The sequence below is a fragment of the Xanthobacter autotrophicus ATCC 700552 genome, from assembly GCF_043194565.1.
Taxonomy (GTDB): domain Bacteria; phylum Pseudomonadota; class Alphaproteobacteria; order Rhizobiales; family Xanthobacteraceae; genus Xanthobacter; species Xanthobacter autotrophicus_F.
Genome location: NZ_JBAFVS010000028.1, coordinates 16,049 through 32,709 on the forward strand (window position 1 = coordinate 16,049; position 16,661 = coordinate 32,709).

At 67.1% G+C, this 16,661-nt stretch carries 15 protein-coding genes; 5 read left to right on the forward strand and 10 right to left on the reverse strand.

The window, feature by feature from the left end; genetic code table 11:
- Window positions 1–13: 13 nt before the first annotated feature.
- Window positions 14–523, forward strand: coding sequence for a hypothetical protein (locus V5F48_RS21350; RefSeq protein ID WP_394260250.1), 510 nt, complete (start codon window positions 14–16; stop codon window positions 521–523).
- A gap of 357 nt (window positions 524–880) precedes the next feature.
- Here the strand turns inward: V5F48_RS21350 and V5F48_RS21355 are convergent, their stop codons facing one another.
- From V5F48_RS21355 to trxB, 5 genes are all read right to left on the reverse strand, one after another.
- A complete protein-coding gene (locus tag V5F48_RS21355) occupies window positions 881–1,210 on the reverse strand; it encodes a 2Fe-2S iron-sulfur cluster-binding protein (protein WP_394111384.1) in 330 nt (109 codons plus the stop codon).
- A 44-nt stretch (window positions 1,211–1,254) separates the two neighbouring features.
- Entirely contained in the window at window positions 1,255–1,929 is a 675-nt protein-coding gene (gene mtnC / locus V5F48_RS21360; RefSeq protein WP_394260251.1) for an acireductone synthase, read from the reverse strand.
- Window positions 1,930–2,541: 612 nt separating this feature from the next.
- Entirely contained in the window at window positions 2,542–3,054 is a 513-nt protein-coding gene (locus V5F48_RS21365; RefSeq protein WP_394260252.1) for a peptidoglycan-binding domain-containing protein, read from the reverse strand.
- Window positions 3,055–3,371: 317 nt separating this feature from the next.
- Window positions 3,372–4,262: a LysR family transcriptional regulator gene (locus V5F48_RS21370; protein ID WP_394111387.1), complete on the reverse strand. Its 891-nt coding sequence runs from the start codon at window positions 4,260–4,262 to the stop codon at window positions 3,372–3,374.
- Window positions 4,263–4,493: 231 nt separating this feature from the next.
- Window positions 4,494–5,456: a thioredoxin-disulfide reductase gene (trxB, locus tag V5F48_RS21375; protein WP_394111388.1), complete on the reverse strand. Its 963-nt coding sequence runs from the start codon at window positions 5,454–5,456 to the stop codon at window positions 4,494–4,496.
- Between the two features lie 329 nt (window positions 5,457–5,785).
- Here trxB and V5F48_RS21380 point away from each other — a divergent pair, with 329 nt between their 5' ends.
- Window positions 5,786–6,283 (forward strand): Lrp/AsnC family transcriptional regulator, encoded by a 498-nt coding sequence (locus tag V5F48_RS21380; protein ID WP_394260253.1) that lies wholly within the window; start codon window positions 5,786–5,788, stop codon window positions 6,281–6,283.
- A 72-nt stretch (window positions 6,284–6,355) separates the two neighbouring features.
- On the opposite strand, the gene greA is transcribed toward V5F48_RS21380, so the two are convergent.
- Entirely contained in the window at window positions 6,356–6,829 is a 474-nt protein-coding gene (gene greA, locus V5F48_RS21385) for a transcription elongation factor GreA (protein WP_394111390.1), read from the reverse strand.
- A 293-nt stretch (window positions 6,830–7,122) separates the two neighbouring features.
- Window positions 7,123–10,485, reverse strand: coding sequence for a carbamoyl-phosphate synthase large subunit (gene carB, locus V5F48_RS21390; RefSeq protein ID WP_394260254.1), 3,363 nt, complete (start codon window positions 10,483–10,485; stop codon window positions 7,123–7,125).
- 421 nt (window positions 10,486–10,906) lie between these two features.
- Here carB and V5F48_RS21395 point away from each other — a divergent pair, with 421 nt between their 5' ends.
- Window positions 10,907–11,341: a GtrA family protein gene (locus V5F48_RS21395; RefSeq protein WP_394111392.1), complete on the forward strand. Its 435-nt coding sequence runs from the start codon at window positions 10,907–10,909 to the stop codon at window positions 11,339–11,341.
- Between the two features lie 14 nt (window positions 11,342–11,355).
- Here the strand turns inward: V5F48_RS21395 and V5F48_RS21400 are convergent, their stop codons facing one another.
- Together V5F48_RS21400 and V5F48_RS21405 are read right to left on the reverse strand one after the other, a co-directional pair.
- The gene (locus tag V5F48_RS21400) at window positions 11,356–12,084 is read right to left on the reverse strand and encodes a hypothetical protein (protein WP_394260255.1); all 729 of its coding nucleotides are present in this window, start codon (window positions 12,082–12,084) and stop codon (window positions 11,356–11,358) included.
- Window positions 12,085–12,236: 152 nt separating this feature from the next.
- Window positions 12,237–12,800, reverse strand: a complete 564-nt coding sequence (locus V5F48_RS21405; protein ID WP_394260256.1) for a DUF2478 domain-containing protein — start codon at window positions 12,798–12,800, stop codon at window positions 12,237–12,239.
- Between the two features lie 217 nt (window positions 12,801–13,017).
- Between V5F48_RS21405 and V5F48_RS21410 the strand changes: the two genes are divergently transcribed.
- Both V5F48_RS21410 and V5F48_RS21415 read left to right on the forward strand, forming a co-directional pair.
- Window positions 13,018–13,458, forward strand: a complete 441-nt coding sequence (locus V5F48_RS21410) for a DUF930 domain-containing protein (protein ID WP_394260257.1) — start codon at window positions 13,018–13,020, stop codon at window positions 13,456–13,458.
- A gap of 232 nt (window positions 13,459–13,690) precedes the next feature.
- Entirely contained in the window at window positions 13,691–13,969 is a 279-nt protein-coding gene (locus V5F48_RS21415) for a hypothetical protein (RefSeq protein ID WP_394260258.1), read from the forward strand.
- Between the two features lie 28 nt (window positions 13,970–13,997).
- Here V5F48_RS21415 and uvrB read toward each other — a convergent pair whose 3' ends face one another.
- Window positions 13,998–16,601 carry an excinuclease ABC subunit UvrB gene (gene uvrB, locus V5F48_RS21420; protein WP_394260259.1) on the reverse strand — a complete coding sequence of 868 codons (2,604 nt, stop codon included), beginning with the start codon at window positions 16,599–16,601 and terminating at the stop codon, window positions 13,998–14,000.
- Between the last annotated feature and the right edge of the window lie 60 nt (window positions 16,602–16,661).

The window sequence follows — 16,661 nt, forward strand, 5'->3', positions numbered from 1 at the left end:
CAAGAACCGCCTCATGGCGGCGATTGCCGGCCTCGCCTTCCTGGCCATCTACATTCTGCACATCCCTTTCCCATTGATCATCCTCGCCGCGGGCCTCGCCGGGTGGGCGGGCAGCCGGGCCGCGCCCGAGCTGTTTCAGAGCGCAGTCCACGGGAATGCAAAGGCCGATGCGCATGGGGTCGTGGACCAGATGTTCGAACGTGGGGATCTGGCCCATGCCGAGCCGTCGCTCCGGCGGGCAGCCGGCATCATCGCGGTCTGGCTGCCCGTGTGGCTCGGTCCGGTCGCAGTGCTGTGGGCTGCCCTCGGAAGTGACAGCGTCTGGACGCAGATCGGCTCCTTCTTCAGCCTGATGGACTGGCACGGCATTGAGCCGGACCTTCCCTTGCTCTCGTCCATCGACCGGCGTGCGGCGGTGCTGGCCGCGGTGGCCATGTTCGCCATGTTCCGGCTCAAGCTCGAGATGCTCCCCACTCTGGCGGTTTGTGGTTTGGCGGGGATGGTGCTCTCGGCATTGGGCTAAAGGAGTGGCTGTCGGTGCCGATGACGCCGCCCGCAGGACAAGGCCGCGCTTGCGGCAAAGATCCTCAACCGGGTGTGGGAGGCAGCGTGAGAGTGGCCACCTCGTTCCGCTTTTTTCGTGGGCAACGCGATCGCCGGCACCATACCCCTGCACAACGCCGATCTGCTGGCATTTTTGTTGGCATTAGATGTCAGTTCGCTCAATTATTATAATATATATCAGATCATTAATACCACTATTCGATCCCCTCATCCGGCACCACTTCAATGTATTGAAACCGATCGCAGGAACGGGCGCTCGGAAGTCCCCGTCTGAGAAATCACCGCCTCAGAAATCACAGCCTCAGAAATCGCCACCTCAGAAATCGCCACCGTCGTCCGGTGCGATCACCACATGCATCCGGTCGAGACCCGGCTCCAGCTTGAGCTGGCAGGACAGCCGGGAGGCGAGGGTACGATGGCGGCTCGTCGCCAGCATCCGGCCCTCGGCCGCCCCGATCTCCGGCAGCGCAACCCCCGCCGGCAGGGTCACATAGACGTGGCAGGTGGCGCAGGCGCAGCCGCCGCCGCATTGGGCCACCACCTCGTCCACGCCCGCCTTGCGCATGGCCTTCAACAGCGTGGCGCCATCCCGGCCCGTCACCTCGACCTGGTCGCCACTGCGCGTCTGTACGGTGAAGCTTGCCATGTCTCAGCTTTCAATCGGTGATCGGGCGGGACAGCGCGCGCGGCCTATCCAAAGCTCAGGGAGGCAAAGTCCGGGACAACCGGATGATTGCCACCCTCGCCACCCTCCCGCGCGATGCGCGTGGTGGCGAGGCCAGCGGCCTTGGCGGCGTCCAGTTCGTCCTCGTTCCCGGACAGGACCAGGATCTCCGCCGCCGGCACCGCGAGCCGCTCGGCGATGGCCTTGTAGGATTCTTCCTCCACTTTCTGGCCGACGCTTGTATCGAAGAAGTCTTCGAACATCCCGGTCACGTCTTCGGCCGCCGCGCCGAGCCACAGCTTCTGCGCCAGCTGCGAACTGGACGAATAAGTGAACAGACGGAGCCCGGCATCGGTCCAGGCTTTCAGGCTCGGTGCCACATCGGGGTAGATTTCGGCGGAGAAGGCGCCCGCCTCATAGCCCTGCTGCCAGATCCTGCCCTGGATGATCTTGAGGGGCGTCGGATTGCGCCCCTGCTTCATCCAGCGCTGCAACAGCGCCTCGGCCTCCACCGGCTTCAGAGAGAACCCGCCCATGAGGCGCCCGGCTTCGTCCAGAGCCTCCTCGATATCGTCATCCTCGGCGTGTGCTGCGATAAAGCTGCCGAGTTGCTCCCGCGCGTAGGGCAACAGGGTTTCCTTGAGGAAGCTGAGGGGACCGGCGGCACCCTCGATGTCGGTCAGGATGGCCCTGATGGTCATGGGCGCGCCCCCGCCGGCGCCGTGCGTGGCACGATGCAGCCCCCCAAATGTTCGGAATTCGCCATGGACCGGTGCTCCGTGCCGTGATCAGGCCTTCGGGACGGAGCAAGCACCGGGCGTGCCAGAGGGCTAGCGGCGTCTTTCCGGCCTGGAGCTTGATCCAGGCAATTGGGTCCATCTGCTCGATCAATCGCTCGCTATCATGCGCGGCGGTTCCTGCGGCAGGGGCGGCGGATCAGACACCGGTACGGGCTCGGGGAACGGCTCGCGGCGCGGCTCCCGCGATGGGTCGTCATCCGGCAAAGGCGGCAAGTCGGGGCCGGGCACGAACGGTGCGGGCGGATCTTCGACCGGAAGGGGCGGCTGGACCGGGGGCTCCGGCGAGCGGCCGGGGTCGGGAACCGGACGGATCGGCAATGCAGCCTGAGGGACCGGCCAGGCTTGGGCAAACACCATGCAGCGCTCCTTTACTGAAATCGGAACGCGGCATCGCGCCGGCCTGTTCCGGCCGGCGCGCAAATGACCTGTCCTGGGGCGACCTGTCCTGGGGCGACCTGCCCTGGGGTGACCTGCCCTAGGGTGACCTGTCCTGTAGCGCCCTACGCTGTGGGCTCAGGAGAACAATTCGGTGATGGACTGCCAGATGCTCTTCTTCGGCGCCCCGGCCACGGAGGCTTCCGCCGTCTTGCCGTCGGCCGAGACGGTGCCGGCCTGCGATTTGGCAACCGCATCGGACGTGACCAAGGAGGCGAAGACGTCCATCTTGGAAAGGGTCACCGGGCCGGCCATGCCGTCCGCCTCCAGCCCGTTCTTCGCCTGGAAGGCTTCCACGGCCTTGGCGGTCGCGGGACCGAAGGCGCCGTCGGCGGTGAGGCCGAGGGCGGTCTGCAGCTTCTTCACCGTTTCGCCCTTGCTGCCCTGGGTGAGCAGGATGAGCTCGGGCAGGCCGAGGGCGGCGAAGGTGTCCGGACCCGCGATGCCGTCGGCGGAAAGCCCGTGCTCCTTCTGGTAGGCCTTGAGGGCCTCTTCCGTTCCCGGGCCGAACTGGCCGTCGGCGGCGACGCCGAGCTTGGCCTGAAGGATCTTCACCGGCTCGCCGGAGAGCCCACGCTTCAGAAGTGCCATGTTTGAGTTTCCCGTCGTCAGAAGGAGGAGGGCCGACAACCTGAATATAGGCGTCAAGCGTGACAACGGCACAGGCGCAAAAAGGTGCCCTGAAAAGAAAAATGCCGGGTCCGATGAGGGACCCGGCAAGTATCGCCGCAGAGCGGCGAACCTTCCAGAGGGGAACAGCTGACGCACCGCACAAGGTGCAATCAGCGCAATGGCAAGATGCCCGCCTCTTAGGCAGTTGGCAACGGAGATTGACCGCATATCAGGCATGTGCCCAGCGCTTGGCTGGCAGGCCGCATCGCTATCTTTTTACCGCCGCATGTCATAAATCAGTAATTCCACCGCTGCGCCTTGGAGATCAGGAAGTCTCGAAACACCTGAATACGAGCGACCGAGCGCATTTCCTGCGCATAGGTGAAGTATGCCTCAAGTTTGGGCGTTTCGCGATCGGTGAAGAGCTGCACCAGGGACGAGGCATCATCCGAGAGATAGTCGGGCAGCGTGCCGATGCCCACCCCGCGCTCCACCGCGCGCTTGAGGCCCAGCACGCTGTTCACCTCAAAGGCCGGCACCCGCGGCGTGGAGCCGTCGCGACCGGCATGCTCCAGCCAGTTCAGCCCCTGGAAATAGGGCGGGATCGGGCCGCCGAGCAAAAGGATACGGTGCTTGTCCAGCTCTTCGATGGACCGGGGATGCCCATGCCGCTTGAGATAGTCGGCCGAGGCATAGGCATGGAAATGCACCGTGAACAGCTTGCGCTGCACCAGGTCCGGCTGCACCGGCTGGCGCATGCGGATGGCCACGTCCGCCTCGCGCATGGCAAGGTCCAGTTCCTCGTCGGTGAGGATGAGCTGGATGCGGATATCCGGGAACAGATCCACGAACTCGCCCACCCGCGCCGTCAGCCAGTGGGTGCCGAGCCCCACCGTGGTGGTCACCCGCAATTCCCCGTTGGGCTTCTCCCGGCTGTCGGTGAGCTGCGCCCGGGCCGATTCCAGCTTCAGGAACACCTCGTGCGCGGTGCGGTACAGCAATTCCCCCTGCTCGGTGAGGATCAGCCCCCGCGCATGGCGGTGGAACAGGGGGATCTTCAGCTCCGTCTCCAGGGCTGAGACCTGCCGGCTCACGGCCGACTGGGAGAGGCCGAGCGTCTCACCCGCATGGGTGAACGAACCGGCTTCGGCGGCGACGTGGAAAACCTTAAGCTTGTCCCAATCCATCAGGCCCGAGCCCCTCTCACCCTTTGAAGAGAGACGGAAAGAGCCGTTCGACGGTCCCGCACGGCCGTCGACAGGCATCCGCCTCTCGCGTCACCGGCCCGAGCGGGGCCGGAAAGCGGCGCTGTATTCAATCGGTTCGATACGGAGACACGGGGCAGCCCCCGCCTGCGCCGTCCCTCCGCCCAGCCAAAACGTGATTGCCGCTGGACGCCGGCGCGGGCAAGGGACGGATTATTCAGCCGCCTTTGCCACACCCTGGTGGGCCAAGAAGCGCTCCGCTTCGAGGGCGGCCATGCAGCCCCGGCCCGCGGCGGTGACGGCCTGACGATAGATGTCGTCCGCCACGTCCCCGGCCGCGAACACGCCCGGCACCGACGTTGCCGTCGAATCGGGCGCGGTCCAAACATAGCCGCTCTCCTTGAGCTTCAGCTGGTCTTTTACCAGCTCTGTGGCAGGCGCATGGCCGATCGCGATAAATATGCCGTCAGCGGGCAGCTCGGTGAGGGTTCCGGTGCGCACATCCTTCAGGCGCGCGCCGGTGACCTTGGTGAAGGGATCGTCCACCCCCACCACCTCGGCCAGTTCCGCATTCCACACCACCTGGACCTTGGGGTGGGCGAACAGGCGCTCCTGCAGGATCTTTTCGGAACGGAAGCTGTCGCGACGATGCACGACGGTAACCTTGGAGGCGAAATTGGTGAGGAAGAGCGCCTCCTCCACCGCGGTATTGCCGCCGCCCACCACCACCACGTCCTTGCCGCGGTAGAAGAAGCCGTCGCAGGTGGCGCAGGCGGACACGCCGGAGCCCCGATAGGACGCCTCCGATTCGAGCCCCAGCCAGCGCGCCTGGGCGCCGGTGGCCAGGATCACCACATCCGCCACATAGGTGTCGCCCGATTCGGTGACCATGCGGAACGGCCGATGCGACAGGTCGAGGCTCGACACATGGTCGCTGACGATGGTGGTTCCCACATGCGCCGCCTGGGCGCGCATCTGCTCCATCAGCCACGGCCCCTGGATGGGGTCGGCGAAGCCGGGATAATTCTCCACGTCGGTGGTGATGGTGAGCTGGCCGCCGGGCTGGATGCCCTCGAACAGCACCGGCTCCAGCATTGCGCGCGCTGCATAGATGGCAGCGGTGTAGCCGGCCGGCCCCGAGCCGATGATGACGACCTTGACGGTGTGGGCAGTCATGAGTGTCCCCGAAATACCATGCGGTGCCGCGGCAGCATGTGGGGCGTCGACGGCCGAAACGGCCGGCGCTCCCGGCCGCAGCGTGAGCTATGCTCGAATGTAGGGGGTCCCCCCAAGGCTCACAAGGCGGGGCGGCCCCCGCCCAAGGCCCCCCGCACGGCGTCCGCGCGCCACGCAGCGAGCCGGAATGGGCGCGCACACAGCATTCGACGCCGCCGGGTGACGCGCTCTGCGACGCTTTGCACCGCGACAGCGGCGCAAGATTATTTCGTTGCGTTGCCATAAGCGCGCACTAAGGTGCCGTGACTTTACCCGTGGGGAGTTGTGCCTTGACCGTTCGCCTTGATGCAGTCGACTGGAAGATCCTCGACGAACTGCAGCGGGATGGGCGCATGACCAATGTGGAGCTGTCCCGCCGCGTCGGCATTTCCGCCCCGCCCTGCCTGCGCCGCGTGCGGGCACTGGAAGAAGCCGGCATCATCGAGGGCTACCGCGCGCTGCTCGACGAGAAGAGCCTGGGGTATGACCTCATGGCCTTCGCCATGGTGCATCTCATCAGCCAGGCCGAGGTGGACCTGGACGCCTTTCAGGAGATGATCGCCCATTGGCCACAGGTGCGCAGCGCCTGGATGCTCTCCGGCGACGTGGATTTCCTGATGCTGTGCGTGACCCCGGACCTGCGCAGCTTCCAGAACCTGGTGCTGGACATTACCGCCGCGCCCAACGTGCGCAACGTGAAGACCGCCCTCACCCTGAAGCAGTCCAAGAACGCCCCGGTGGTGCCGCTGGAAGCCGGATTGCCCCAAGGGAGCGTGAGGGGGGCGTGAGACGCCTCACGTTCGCTGCGAACCGCCCGCGGCAAAGCCCTCTCCCGCGTGCGGGAGAGGGAACACAGGGGCTCAGGCCCAGCGCACCGCCACGATCTCGAAGGAGCGCGCGCCCTTGGGCGTGACCACCTCCACCGAGGCGCCCTTCTTCTTGCCGATGAGCGCGCGCGCCACCGGCGAGGAGATGGAGATGCGGCCCGCCTTGGCGTCGGCTTCGCTGTCGCCGACGATCTGCCAGACCTTCTCCTCCTCCGTGTCCTCGTCCACGAGGGTCACGGTGGCGCCGAACATCACGATGTCGCCGGACAGCTTGGAAACGTCGATGATCTCGGCCCGGGACAGCTTGTCCTCCAGATCGGCGACGCGCCCCTCGTTCAGCGACTGCTGCTCCTTGGCGGCGTGATATTCCGCATTCTCGGAGAGGTCGCCATGGGCGCGGGCCTCGGAAATGGCGGCGATGATGCGCGGACGCTCCACCTGCTGGCGCTGCTTCAACTCTTGCGCGAGGGCGGCGTAGCCCCCCGCCGTCATGGGAATCTTCTCCATGGGTCCTTCTTCAGACCTCCTGAAACAGGTCACTGCCCCGGACACCCCTGGAGAGGACGCGCCCGGCGCAAGAAAAGAAAGCCTCACCGCGCGGCGTTGGCCCACGGCTGCGGCGACTGCCCCTGCCTGAGGGCAAACCCCCGGCGGCAAAGGCCCGACGGAAGCCGCACGGCGGCAAAGACTTCGCCTCCCCGGCGCGGATGCGCAGGGCAGGCACGACGAAAACGCCCGTGGAGGCAAAATGCCCAGGGACAAACCCGGACCCACGCGCGCCGCGACCAGCGGACGCAGAATCAGGCGACGGAAGCCTTGCCCCGCGCCTCATGCCCGCCGGCATCGAAATAACCCTGCAGCGGGCGCACCTTGAGATCGCCGCCCACATAGGCCTTGATCCCCTGCGCTGCCGCAATGGCTCCCGACAGCGTGGTGTAATACGGCACTTTCTGCAAGAGGGCCGCCCGCCTCAGGGATCGGCTGTCGGCAAGCGCCTGTGCCCCCTCGGTGGTGTTGAAGACGAGCTGGACCCCGCCGTTCTTGATGGCGTCCACGATATGGGGACGGCCTTCAAGCACCTTGTTGATCTTGGTTGCCGGCACGCCGTGCTCCTCCAGGAAGCGCTGGGTGCCGGAGGTGGCGATCACCTTGAAGCCGATATCCAGCAGCATCTTGATGGAGGGCAGGATGCGTTCCTTGTCGCCTTCCTTCAGCGACACGAAGACGGTGCCGGACTTGGGCACCTTGGTGCCGCCGCCCAGCTGGCTCTTGGCGAAGGCGACGCCAAAATCCGTATCGAGGCCCATCACCTCGCCGGTGGAGCGCATCTCCGGCCCCAGCACCGTGTCCACGCCGGGGAAGCGGGCGAAGGGGAACACCGCCTCCTTGATGGCGATATGCCCCACCTGCGGCCGCTCCAGGTTGAAGCTGGCAAGCTTCTCCCCGGCCATCACCCGCGCCGCGATCTTGGCGATGGGCAGGCCGATGACCTTGGCCACGAACGGCACCGTGCGGGAGGCGCGCGGGTTGACCTCCAGCACGTAGATGTCATTGCCCTTGATGGCGTATTGCACGTTCATGAGCCCGACCACGCCCAGCGCCAGCGCCATGGCGGCGGTCTGCTTCTCGAGCGCCGCAAGGATTTCCGGCGAGAGCGAATAGGGCGGCAGCGAGCAGGCGCTGTCACCCGAGTGGATGCCCGCCTCCTCGATGTGCTCCATGATGCCGGCGACGAACACGTCCTTGCCGTCGCACAGGGCGTCCACGTCCACCTCGATGGCGTCGGACAGGTAGCGGTCGAACAGCAGCGGGTTCTTGCCCAGCACCGTGTTGATCTGGCCGGTCTTGTCGTTGGGGTAGCGGGCCTTGACCTCCTGCGGCACGAGGCCGGGCAGGGTCTCCAGCAGGTAGTCGCCGAGCTGGCTCTCCTCGCGGATGATCTGCATGGCCCGGCCGCCCAGCACGTAGGAGGGGCGCACCACCATGGGATAGCCCAGCTCCGCCGCCACCAGGCGCGCCTGCTCCACGCTGTAGGCGATGCCGTTGGCCGGCTGGCGGATCTTGAGCCGGTCCAGCAGGGTCTTGAAGCGGTCGCGATCCTCGGCCAGGTCGATGGCGTCCGGCGAGGTGCCCAGGATCGGCACGTCGGCATCTTCCAGCGCCTTGGCGAGCTTCAGCGGCGTCTGGCCGCCGAACTGCACGATGACGCCCTTGAGGGTACCGTTGGTCTTCTCGCGGGCGATCAGCTCCAGCACGTCCTCGGCGGTAAGGGGCTCGAAATAGAGCCGGTCCGAGGTGTCGTAGTCGGTGGAGACCGTCTCCGGGTTGCAGTTGACCATGATGGCTTCATAGCCCGCGTCCTTCAGGGCGAAGGCCGCATGGCAGCAGCAATAGTCGAACTCGATGCCCTGCCCGATCCGGTTCGGGCCGCCGCCAAGGATGATCACCTTCTGCCGGTTGGACGGCCGCGCCTCGTCGGCGAGGACGCCGGCGAAGGGCGTCTCATAGGTGGAATACATGTAGGCGGTGGGCGAGGCGAACTCGGCCGCGCAGGTGTCGATGCGCTTGTAGGCAGGGCGCACGTCGAGGTCCTGGCGTCGCGACCGCACCTCGGCCTCCGACAGGCTGGCAAGCGTCGCGAGGCGGGCGTCGGCAAAGCCCATGGCCTTCAGCCGGCGGAAGGCGCCGGCCGTGACCGGCAGGCCGAAGCGGCGGACCTTCGCCTCCATCTCCACGATGCCGCGGATCTCGGCGAGGAACCAGGGGTCGATCCTGCAGGCGGAATGGATCTGCTCGTCGGTGAGGCCGAGGCGCATGGCCTGCGCCACATAGAGCAGGCGATCAGGCGTCGGGGTGCCGAGCGCGGCGCGGATGGCGTTCTTGTCGTCGCCCTGCCCCAGCCCCTCGATCTCGATCTCGTCGAGGCCGTTGAGGCCGGTTTCCAGCGAGCGCAGGGCCTTCTGGAGCGATTCCTGGAAGGTGCGGCCGATGGCCATGGCCTCGCCCACCGACTTCATGGCGGTGGTGAGCACCGGATCGGCGCCGGGGAATTTCTCGAAGGCGAAGCGCGGCACCTTCGTCACCACATAATCGATGGTGGGCTCGAAGGAGGCCGGGGTCGCGCCGCCGGTGATGTCGTTCTCGATCTCGTCCAGCGTGTAGCCCACGGCAAGGCGCGCCGCGACCTTGGCGATGGGAAAGCCCGTGGCCTTGGACGCCAGCGCCGAGGAGCGCGACACCCGCGGGTTCATCTCGATGACGATGAGGCGGCCGTCCTCGGGGTTCACCGCGAACTGCACGTTGGAGCCGCCGGTCTCCACCCCGATCTCGCGCAGCACCGCAAGGGATGCGTCGCGCATGATCTGGTATTCCTTGTCGGTCAGCGTCAGCGCCGGCGCCACCGTGATCGAATCGCCGGTGTGGACCCCCATGGGGTCGATGTTCTCGATGGAGCAGATGATGATGCAATTGTCCGCCTTGTCGCGGACCACCTCCATCTCATACTCCTTCCAGCCGAGCACGCTTTCCTCGATGAGCACCTCGTTGGTGGGCGAGGCGTCGATGCCGCGCTCCACGATCTCGATGAACTCCGCCTTGTTGTAGGCGATGCCGCCGCCGGTGCCGCCCATGGTGAAGGACGGGCGGATGATGGCGGGCAGGCCCACGATCTCCAGCGCGTCCAGCGCCTGGGACAGGGTCTTGATCTGGCGCGAGGTGGGGGTGGACAGGCCGATCTTGGTCATGGCCTCGCGGAACAGCTCGCGGTCCTCGGCCTTGTCGATGGCCTCGGCGGTGGCGCCGATCATCTCCACGTCGAACGTGTCGAGGGTGCCCATCTTCTTCAGCGACAGGGCACAGTTGAGCGCGGTCTGGCCGCCCATGGTGGGCAGAAGGGCAAAGCCCCGGGAGCGGTCGCCGCGCTCCTTCTCGATGATCTTGGTGACGATCTCGGCGGTGATGGGCTCGATATAGGTCGCGTCCGCCATGTCCGGGTCGGTCATGATGGTGGCGGGGTTCGAGTTGACGAGGACGACCCGGTATCCCTCCTCCTTGAGCGCCTTCACCGCCTGCGTGCCGGAATAATCGAACTCGCAGGCCTGCCCGATCACGATGGGACCGGCGCCGATGATGAGGATGGTTTCGATATCGGTGCGTTTCGGCATTTCTGTCTGGCGCTCTCCACCGTCGCCGCCCGCTCCCGGGTAGACACGGGGGCGGACCGCGGGATCCATTTCGTCGATGCTTCCGGTTCCGACTTACGCGAAGAGACCGTTTGCCGAGCTGACGGCATTTGCCGTCGGATCGGAACGGGCTCTTGGATGCCGTGAGGGCACTCGCGCCTTTTCTATCGCGCTCCGGGCGCAAAAAAAGGGCCGCGGGTCACGCGCCCCCCGAAAGGATCGAGCACCGCCCCGGACAGTCCCGGAAGCGTGCGCGCATGGGGGCGGAGCGAAGTGCGAGGAGGTCACACCTCGGAAATTCTCTTTCACCCTGCGCGCTGATGGGCTTCCTTAGACCATAATTTGCGGCGACGGAAGCCATGACGCCGACCTTCACGGCTCACGTCCGCCGGAGACACACACGGTGCCATCGTCCCTCGCCGAACTGGTCCTAAAATACCGCGACCTCATCCGGCAGCTGGCCAGCTTCGTGGGCGTGGGCCTTGCCGCCACCGCCGCGCATTTCGCCGCGCTGACGCTGATGGTGGAAAACGGCCTCACCGGCCCGGTGGCGGGGTCCGGCGTCGGGTTCGTGGTGGGCGGGATCGTCTCCTACGCCCTCAACCGCCGCTTCACCTTCGAATCCACCCGCTCCCATGCCGGGGCGGTGCCACGCTTCATGGTGGTGGCCGGGGTGGCGTTCGTGCTGAACGGCCTCATCATGGGCCTGCTGGTGCACCAGCTCGGGCTTTATTATCTGCTGGCCCAGGCCATCACCACCGGCATCATCATGCTGTGGACCTTCTCCGGCTATCGCCTGTGGGCCTTTGCCCACCGCGCCGGCGCCCGTCAGGCCTGAGCCGAACCGACCAACTATCGGTACGTGACCCAGAACACGCCCACGGTGGGGGCGGCGGAGCGCAGGGCCGGGTCGCTGGAGGCGATGGCCCGCTGCCCCGAAAGCCGCGCCTGGGTCTGGTCCGATACGGTGGCTGAAAGCGCCAGCTGGACGCCGAGCGTGCATCCGCCGTCCAGATTGCCGAGCCGCCCGCCGCGCCAGTCCGCCACCACGCCGCCGCCATTGCCGCCGAAGCCCTGGACGCGGAACGGCTTGCCGTTGGCCTTCTCCAGGTCGGCGAGGGTGGAGCCGATGGCGATGCCGTTCACGCTCCACGCCGACGATTCGGTGAAGGCCACCCGGCGCGGGTTGACCATGTCGATGGCGTCCTTCCACGCGATCTCAAGGCTCAGCGCCGGATCGTTGGGCAGGACGACGAGGCCGGGAGACGTGCTGCCGTCGGGGGAGATGACATTGCCGGTCACCACATGGGCCTGGCCGAAATCGGCGGCGATGTTGATGGCGGTTGTGTTGGGCGCGAACGGGCCGGAGCACTGGAACTGGCGCGGGCCGGCGGTGGGCCGCGGGATGGCCACCACGGTCTCCGAATAGTCGCCGAACGCGTCGGACTGCTTCACCACCCCGGTGCCCCAGCTGTCCGGATTGCCCTGGCAGGCCGCGAGGGTCAAAGCGGCGGCAAGGGCCATGGCCGCGGCGGGGATGGCGCCGGGCGCGGCGGGACGTGCGAAGGGACGCGGGGCCATGGCTGCCTTCTTGACGGGAGGAGGGTCGTCTCCGGCTATCGCGGAACCGCCGCGATAAACGCCATGGATCGTCCGTGTCGAGAGCCCTACTTAGAGCACGGCCCGTCACGCCTGCAATGGGGGCGTGCCGGGCCAGCGCCACCCTGGCCGCCTCACTCCGCCATCTCGCCAGTCAGGCAGCCCCACCACGCCTCCACCTCGCGCAGGCTGGCCGGGGCGATCTGCGCGAGATCCCCGGCGAAGCCGTCCCACTGGTCCCGCACGGTGGGGGAAACCGAAGTGAGCACGGACAGTTCCGCCGCCACCGCCGCGTGGAAGGCGCTGGTGAGCCCGCGCCCCTCCGCCTCCTGCCGGCCGAACTTGGACAGGATGACCACCGTGTCGGAGAGATTGCCGCCTTCATCGAGGCGCGCCGCGATGGCCCGTTCCACACCTGCGGCGGCAGCCGCGAGCCCGGCGGGATCGAGGCTGCACCCGGCAGCGCCGGGACCGAGATTCTGGTGCAGGCGATTGGTCTCGCCGGAGACGAGGTCGATCAGCAGCACATCCTCGTGGTCGCAGCCGGGCGGCAGATGCTCCACCACGCCCAGGACGCGCACGCCGGACGCCCGCAGCCCATCGGCCGCCTCGATCAGGAGGGACTGGATCTGCTCCCGGTCCGCCCCCTGCACGGCGAGGATCATCGCCCGCTCATCCGCCATTTCGCCTCCAGCCATCTCCTGCTCTTCCCCGCCGCACGCGAGAGCCGCGCCCAGCTATATTTTGCCCAGCATAACACACGACCAATCCGGCAAGGATGCGCGCAATTATCGCGTTCCGCGTCCCACCCTTGCCACGAGCGCCCATTATGCGCACCGATTCATCTCTGTCAGCCGCGGATGTGAAGCCTTGAAGCCTCCTGCCTTGAAGCGTCCTGCCTTGAAGCGACTTGCCTTGACCACACTGGCGGCCATCGCCGCCTTCGCCCTTCTCGGCCTCTCCGGCCCGGATGCCGCCGCCGCGAAGCACCGCTCGACACCGAAGCAGGCTACCGGCACGGCCGAGGACGCGCCGAAGCGGGACGCCGCGATGCTGCATGTGGACCTTCCCACCCGCATCGAGCAGCGCTGCAACGCCCGCGCCATGGGCATTGTGGGGCGCGAGCACGCCGGCATGCAGCCCGAGGAAACGGTGGCCTATGCCTTCGCCGATCCCAAGCTCGGCACCGCATCCATCACCGCGCCGGGCGCGGCCATCCGCAGCCACGGGCACTGGTACCACCTCTCCTATACCTGCCACACCAGCGCCGACGGCATGGACGTGCAGAGCTTCAGCTACACCCTTGGTGACGAGGTTCCGCGCGACGACTGGTCGGCGCACTCGCTGGTGCCGTGACGGGCTGCGCCGTCGATTCAACCTGATCGGATCAGGCTCTGAAAACCCGCGCCAGGGGTATCTCCGGGACCATGTTCGGGTCTTTATACCATCGGCCTCGGTCGTCGACCGATGCCAAGTGGGTCCGCTCAAGCGCCGCGCGGGCTTGCCCAACGGCCCATGAGTCAAGCTCACGGGCCATTGGTATTATGTGCAGATCCCTTGGGCCATCGCCAACACACGGGCAAACCTCATGACGGACCGATCCCTGCAGGACACGACGGCGGCGGAAACGGACACCCCTGCGAGGCGGCTGCGGGCGCGCAACCGGGCGGCGCCCGCCGCAGCGGCGGGGGCGGTTGCCGTCGGCTTCGGCACCGTGGGCACGCTGGCCATCGGGGCGCTGGCGGTGGGGGCGCTGGCCATCGGGGCGCTGGCCATCGGCCGCCTCGCCATCGGCCGCGCCCGCATCCGCCGCCTGGAGATCGACGAACTGGTGGTGGGCAAAATCGTCCACCGGCGCCAGCGTTAGGATATCCCCCCGCCTGGAACGCGGCGGCTCATCCCTTCGTCCGTCGCCCGCCTTTTCGGAACCCCTTGGTGCCGGGATCCGGCCTCGGGCCGGGGCGGAAGGTGTCTTCCGTGATCGGCACGGCCCGGTCGGAGCCGGGACCCATGTCGTCAAGGGAAGGCTTGTGGGCGCGGGTGACCGGCGCGGCATAGGCCGCCTGCGCCTCGCCCATTCCCTCGCTGTCCGGCTCGGCGGCGCGCGGCTTGCGCCCTGCCCCGCGACCGCGCGGCAAGAGCTTGCCGGCGTCCTCCTTGGGCGGCATGTTCGCCGCCTTGCCATATTTGCGCGGGCCCCGGAAGCCGCCGGACTTGTCCTCCACCGCCTCCTGCCGGGCGAGGGGATCGTCGGCCACCGCAAGCTCGGTGGCCTCCAGCCGGCGGATCTCGTCGCGCAGGCGGGCGGCGGTCTCGAAGTCGAGGTCGGCGGCGGCGGCGCGCATGCGCTTCTCCAGGTCCGCCATCACCGCCTTTAGGTTGTGGCCGAAGGCCGCCCCCTCCTCCGCCAGCCCCGCATCCACCTGCACATGGTCGCGCTCGTAGACGGAATTGAGGATGTCGCCGATGGCCTTCTTCACGCTCTCCGGCGTGATGCCGTGCTCGACATTGTAGGCCATCTGCTTTTCGCGGCGGCGGGAGGTCTCCGCCATGGCCCGTTCCATGGAGCCGGTGACCCGGTCGGCATAGAGGATGACGCGCCCGTCCACGTTGCGGGCGGCTCGGCCGATGGTCTGCACCAGCGAGGTCTCCGAGCGCAGGAAGCCCTCCTTGTCCGCGTCTAGGATGGCGACCAGCCCGCACTCGGGGATGTCGAGGCCCTCGCGCAGCAGGTTGATGCCGATGAGCGCGTCGAACGCCCCGAGCCTGAGGTCGCGGATGATCTCGATGCGCTCGATGGTGTCGATATCGGAATGCATGTAGCGCACGCGAATACCGTGTTCGTGCAGATATTCGGTGAGGTCCTCGGCCATGCGCTTGGTGAGCACGGTGACCAGCGTCCGGTAACCTTGGGCCGCGAAGGCGCGCACCTCGCCCAGCAGGTCGTCCACCTGGGTGCGGGCGGGACGCACCTCCACCGGCGGGTCGATGAGGCCGGTGGGGCGGATCACCTGCTCCACGAAGACGCCGCCGGTCTTCTCCATCTCCCAGGTGCCGGGGGTGGCGGAGACATGGACGGTCTGCGGCCGCATGGCCTCCCATTCCTCGAAGCGCAGCGGGCGGTTGTCCATGCAGCTGGGCAGCCGGAAGCCGTATTCCGCCAGCGTCGCCTTGCGGCGGAAGTCGCCGCGATACATGGCGCCGATCTGCGGCACGGTCACATGGCTCTCGTCGATGAAGACCAGGGAATTGTCCGGCACGTACTCGAACAGGGTGGGCGGCGGCTCGCCGGGCTTGCGGCCGGTGAGCCAGCGCGAATAATTCTCGATGCCGGCGCAGCTTCCGGTGGCTTCCATCATCTCCAGGTCGTAGCGCGTGCGCTGCTCGAGGCGCTGCGCCTCCAGCAGGCGGCCCATCTTGTACAGCTCGTCGAGGCGCATCTTCAGCTCGGCCTTGATGCCGGTGATGGCCTGGATCAGGGTCGGGCGCGGGGTGACGTAGTGGGAGGCGGCGTAGACGCGCACGCTCTTCATGTCGCCGCTCTTGTGGCCGGTGAGCGGGTCGAACTCGGCGATGCTCTCCACCTCGTCGCCGAACAGGGAGACCCGCCAGGCGCGATCCTCGTAATGGGCCGGGAAGATTTCCACGCTGTCGCCGCGCACCCGGAAGGTGCCGCGGGCGAAATCCGACTGGATGCGCTTGTATTGCAGGGCCACCAGATCGGCGAGCAGGCCGCGCTGGTCGATGCGCTCGCCCACCTTGATGTCGAAGGTCATGGCCGAATAGGTCTCGACCGAGCCGATGCCGTAGATGCACGACACTGAAGCGACGATGATCACGTCGTCGCGCTCCAGCAGAGAGCGGGTCGCCGCATGGCGCATGCGGTCGATCTGTTCGTTGACGGATGATTCCTTCTCGATATAGGTATCCGTCCGCGCCACATAGGCTTCTGGCTGGTAGTAATCGTAGTAGGAAACGAAATATTCTACCGCATTGTCGGGAAAGAAGCTCTTGAACTCGCCGTAGAGCTGGGCGGCCAGCGTCTTGTTGGGCGCGAGCACGATGGCGGGGCGCTGCAATTGCTCGATCACCTTGGCCATGGTGAAGGTCTTGCCCGAGCCGGTGACGCCCAGCAGAACCTGGTCGCGCTCGCCGGCCTGCGCCTGCGCGCACAGCTCGGCGATGGCCGCGGGCTGGTCGCCGGCGGGCTCGAAATCGCTCTTCATGGTGAAGCGGACACCGCCCTCGGACTTCTCCGGGCGCGGCGGGCGATGGGGCACCCAGGTCTGGCCATTGACCTCCGGCCGCCCGCTCTCGATCAACTGCGACAGCGCCTGCACCGTGGCGGAGGCGCCGGCGGACGCGAAGTCGAGGGAGAGGTCCCCGGGGGCGAGCCCGAGGGACTGTGCGAGTTCAGGATCGAGCGCCTGCTGGGGCGCCGGCTCGAAATGACGCTGGGAGCGCTCTCCGAGCTTACCGGGACGGGATGCTTTGGCCATGGTGGGAATATGGGCGGGCAAGCCCGTTCGGAAAAGCCCCCCTTCCAGACTTCCCGCCGG